3 protein-coding genes and 1 pseudogene are annotated in these 3673 nt (G+C 67.9%); 3 read left to right on the forward strand and 1 reads right to left on the reverse strand.

Features of this window, described 5'->3' with window-relative positions:
• Positions 1–106 (forward strand): annotated as a pseudogene (locus tag AX690_RS23570) (hypothetical protein); the annotation flags it as partial.
• Positions 107–184: 78 nt separating this feature from the next.
• On the opposite strand, the gene AX690_RS22700 reads toward AX690_RS23570, so the two are convergent.
• Positions 185–355, reverse strand: coding sequence for a hypothetical protein (locus AX690_RS22700; RefSeq protein ID WP_156449565.1), 171 nt, complete (start codon positions 353–355; stop codon positions 185–187).
• Between the two features lie 174 nt (positions 356–529).
• Between AX690_RS22700 and topA the strand changes: the two genes are divergently transcribed.
• Together topA and AX690_RS04545 are read left to right on the forward strand one after the other, a co-directional pair.
• A complete protein-coding gene (topA, locus tag AX690_RS04540; protein ID WP_066681204.1) occupies positions 530–3211 on the forward strand; it encodes a type I DNA topoisomerase in 2682 nt (893 codons plus the stop codon).
• 38 nt (positions 3212–3249) lie between these two features.
• Entirely contained in the window at positions 3250–3615 is a 366-nt protein-coding gene (locus AX690_RS04545; protein ID WP_066681206.1) for a hypothetical protein, read from the forward strand.
• Positions 3616–3673 lie beyond the last annotated feature (58 nt).

The raw sequence follows: 3673 nt of genomic DNA on the forward strand, positions 1-3673 counted from the left end.
GAGGAGGCCGAAGGCCGGAGGGGGAAGTCCTGCCGAGCCGGCTTCTTCCCCCTCCATCGGCTTCGCCGACACCTCCCCCGCTGGGGGGAGGATTGGGGCCGCTCCCCACCCATAGCGGACCTTTGATCTGTCCGCTCTCTAGGATGTCAGTGAAAACGCCGCCCGCGGGGGCGGCCAGCCCAAATCAGACGCTCAAATCCACCAGCAGCCCCGTCCCCGCGGCTGGCGCGGCGCGCACGGCTTCCTTCAGCCGATCGGCGATCTCCGCGCGTTCGGTGTTCGAGGTCACGGGCTTGATCGGGCGGATCGGCGAGACATAGGCCTCGGTGGCGATCCGATTGACAGTCATGTCCATCGGCGAGCAGTCACAAAACTAGGCCATAAAACTCGCACAAGCATCTTAACAAGCGGCTACCGGCGCCCCAAAGCAGGGCCGTTCGGCAGAGCCCGCGTTGACAGACCCCCAAGCGGGCCCCACTTTCCCCGGCGCTCGCCTCCCAGGCGATCCGCCTTCCAGCCCAGAGTTAGAATGAACGTCGTCGTCGTCGAGAGCCCGGCCAAGGCCAAGACCATCAACAAGTATCTCGGGTCCGACTACACGGTTCTCGCTTCCTACGGTCACATCCGCGACTTGCCGTCGAAGGACGGCTCGGTGGAGCCCGACAACGACTTCGCCATGAGCTGGGAAGTCGACGCCAAGGCCTCCAAGCGCGTCAGCGACATCGTCGACGCCCTGAAGAAGGCCGACCGCCTGATTCTGGCCACCGACCCGGATCGCGAAGGCGAAGCGATCAGCTGGCACGTGCTGGAAGTGCTGAACAAGAAGAAGGCGCTGAAGGACAAGTCGGTCCAGCGCGTCACCTTCAACGCCATCACCAAGACCGCCGTCACCGAGGCCATGAAGGCCCCGCGCGACCTCGACATGGAGCTGGTCGAGGCCTACCTGGCCCGCCGCGCCCTCGACTACCTGGTCGGCTTCACCCTTTCGCCCGTGCTATGGCGCAAGCTGCCGGGCAGCCGCTCGGCTGGCCGCGTGCAGTCGGTGGCCCTGCGCCTGGTCGTCGATCGCGAGATCGAGATCGAGCGCTTCAAGACCCAGGAATACTGGACCGTCGAGGCCGACGTCTCGGCCGGCTCGGACCCGTTCCTGGCGCGCCTGGTCAAGCACGAGGGCAAGAAGCTCACCAAGTTCGACCTGGCCAACGAGACCTCGGCCCTGGCCGCCAAGGCCGCCGTGGAAGCGGCCGCGTTCAAGGTCGCCGCCGTCGAGAAGAAGCCCGGCAAGCGCTCGCCCGCCCCGCCCTTCACCACCTCGACCCTGCAGCAGGAAGCCGCCCGCAAGCTGGGCTTCTCGGCCCAGCGCACCATGCAGGCGGCGCAGAAGCTGTACGAAGGCGTCGACATCGGCGGCGAGACCGTGGGTCTGATCACCTACATGCGGACCGACGGCGTCTCGATGGCGCCCGAGGCGATCACCGAAGCCCGCGACGTGATCGGCAAGGTCTATGGCGCGGACTACGTCCCCGACGCGCCGCGCCTCTACAAGTCCAAGGCCAAGAACGCCCAGGAGGCCCACGAGGCCATCCGCCCGACCAGCCTGAACCGCAATCCGGGCTCCCTGCGCCTGGAGCCGGAGCTTGGCCGCCTGTACGAGCTGATCTGGAAGCGCACCATCGCCTCCCAGATGGAAAGCGCCCGCATCGAACGCACGACGGTCGACCTGGAAAGCGCCGACGGCAAGACTGGCCTGCGCGCCACCGGCCAGGTCGTGCAGTTCCCCGGCTATCTCGCGGTCTACGAAGAAGGCCGCGATGACGAGGGCGACGAGGACAGCGCCCGCCTGCCCGCCATCACCGAGGGCGCGGCGGCCAAGGTCATCGAAAGCCGCGCCGACCAGCACTTCACCGAACCGCCCCCGCGCTATTCGGAAGCCAGCCTCGTCAAGAAGATGGAAGAGCTGGGCATCGGCCGTCCGTCGACCTACGCCTCGGTGCTGGGCGTGCTGCGCGACCGCGAATATGTCCGCATGGAGAAGCAGCGCTTCATCCCCGAGGACAAGGGCCGCCTGGTCACGGCGTTCCTGGAACAGTTCTTCAAGCGCTATGTCGAGTACGACTTCACGGCCGCGCTCGAGGAGCAGCTGGACCTGGTGTCTGACGGCAAGCTGGACTGGAAGCAGTTCCTTCGCGACTTCTGGAAGGACTTCCACGCGGCCGTCGGCGAGATCGCCGAGCTGCGCACGACCAACGTCCTGGACGCCCTGAACGAGGCCCTGGGCCCGCACATCTTCCCCGACAAGGGCGACGGCTCCAACCCGCGCCTGTGTCCGACCTGCGGCACGGGGCAATTGTCCCTGAAGACCGGCAAGTTCGGCGCCTTCATCGGCTGCTCGAACTATCCGGAGTGCCGCTACACCCGCCAACTGGGCGTGTCGGAAGGCGACGGCGAGGCCGAGAGCGCCGACAAGGAGCTGGGCGTCAATCCGGCGACCGGCCGCGCCGTGTGGCTGAAGAACGGCCGCTTTGGCCCCTATGTCGAGGAGCTGGCGGCCGAGGGCGACAAGCCCAAGCGCTCGTCCCTGCCCAAGGGCTGGATCGCCTCGGCCATGGACCTGGAGAAGGCCCTGCGCCTGCTCTCCCTGCCGCGCGAGGTCGGCAAGCACCCGGACGATGGCAAGGTCATCACGGCGGGCCTGGGGCGCTTTGGGCCCTTCGTGCTGCACGACGGCACCTACGCCAATCTGGAGAACGCCGACGAGGTGTTCGACGTGGGCCTGAACCGCGCCGTCGCCATCCTGGCCGACAAGCGGGCCGGCGGCGGGCGTCCGCAGCGGGCGGCCGCGTCGGCCCTGGCCGAGCTTGGCAATCACCCTGAGGACGGCAAGCCGATCCGCGTGCTGTCGGGTCGCTTCGGCCCCTACATCAAGCATGGCGACACCAACGCCAATGTCCCCAAGGGCAAGGATCCGGCCGCGATCACCCTGGAAGAGGCTGTGGCCCTGATCGCCGAGCGCGCGGCCAAGGGCGGCGGCAAGAAGCCGGCCAAGAAAGCCGCGGCTCCGAAGAAGGCGGCGGCCAAGGCCGACGGTGAGAAGCCGGCGAAGAAGACGGCGGCGAAGAAGCCCGCCGCCAAGAAGGCCGCGCCCAAAGCCAAGGCCAAGGCGACCGCCGCCGCGGACGACGGCGCCGCGCCTTGGGACGACGAGGCCTGAGCCTGTTCAGCCGGGTTTGACGAGAGTAGATTGCGCGGATGACGACGCTGGAACGTCCCCTGCCGCTGAATGTCGTGCTGACGGCGCTGGTCCTGTGCTGCGTCGGCGGCTTCGCCTTCGGCCTGACCAACGCGATGAAGATCGAGCGCGGCGGCGCCACGACCTCCACCCAGCCGCTGGCCGAGGTTTCGGGCGTGCCGGTCAAGGACGCCGCGCCCGCCCTCGCCTACGAGCCGCCGCCGGTCGAGGCGCCAAAGCCCAAGGCTGTCGAGGTCGAGACTCCGGAGCAGGAAGCCCCCGCGCCGGTCATCGAGGCCCCGCCCGCCGCGACGACGCCCCCGCCCGAAGCCGCGCCGAAACCGGCCGAACCGCAGGTCCCGAAGTCGATCGAGGATCTGTACTGATCTTTCCTCCCCATTAGGGGGAGGAAAGATCAGTACAGATCCTCGATCGACTTCGGGA

This window comes from Caulobacter sp. CCH9-E1 (genome assembly GCF_001556515.1).
GTDB lineage: Bacteria > Pseudomonadota > Alphaproteobacteria > Caulobacterales > Caulobacteraceae > Caulobacter.